Here is a 1,032-nt window from a genome sequence, read left to right on the forward strand (position 1 = left end):
CCCCGATAGATTGGTGGCCACCGGCGTCATCACTGCAACCGATGTCGATAACAATGACGTACTCAGCCTCGACAGCAGTTATAACGACGATATCAATTGGCAAAATGGCGCCAATGCAACGCTATCAGCCCAACAAATCAGCGATATTATCGCCAGCTTTAGCCTGGATAACGATGATATGGGCTGGACCTACGATATCGATAACGACCTGCTTAATTTCTTAGCCGAAGGCGATGTGATCACCCTAAGTTTTGATGTCACTGTAACTGACAGTAACGGTGCCTTTGATACTGAAACAGTGACCATTACCATTAACGGTAGTAACGACGGTCCCGTTATCACTCCAGATCCCGAAAACCAGGCCGGTGAAGTCATTGAGGCCGGCGTACAGCCTGGCGGTAATACCACGGAAAATGGGATTGTCATGGTTGCCGGGGATTTAGATGCCATCGATCCCGATGCCGGAGATACTGACAATCTCACCTGGTCTTTTACACCTCAACCGAGTGACTACGGTACATTCAGTATCGATCCCGACACCGGTACTTGGCAGTATCTGCTCAATGAGAGCGACGCCGATGACAGCCTGGTTAACCAGTTAGCCTATGGCGAAAGCAGAACCGAGATCTACACTGTCGTAGTGACCGATAGTAACGGCCTAACAGACACCCAGCAAGTCACCATCACCATTACTGGTACCAACGATATTCCTGAGCTCAGTGCAACCCAATCTGGCACTGTGACTGAGGATATGATTGATGTCGCCCCCGATAGATTGGTGGCCACCGGCGTCATCACTGCAACCGATGTCGATAACAATGACGTACTCAGCCTCGACAGCAGTTATAACGACGATATCAATTGGCAAAATGGCGCCAATGCAACGCTATCAGCCCAACAAATCAGCGATATTATCGCCAGCTTTAGCCTGGATAACGATGATATGGGCTGGACCTACGATATCGATAACGACCTGCTTAATTTCTTAGCCGAAGGCGATGTGATCACCCTAAGTTTTGATGTCACTGTAAC

The 1,032-nt window shown here is 49.1% G+C and carries 1 protein-coding gene; it reads left to right on the forward strand.

The features are described from left to right. Positions 1 to 1,032: VCBS domain-containing protein (locus tag ACVBIU_RS20450; protein ID WP_447168806.1), on the forward strand; the 1,032-nt coding region annotated here is incomplete at both ends.

Source organism: Shewanella sp. 30m-14, assembly GCF_052977125.1.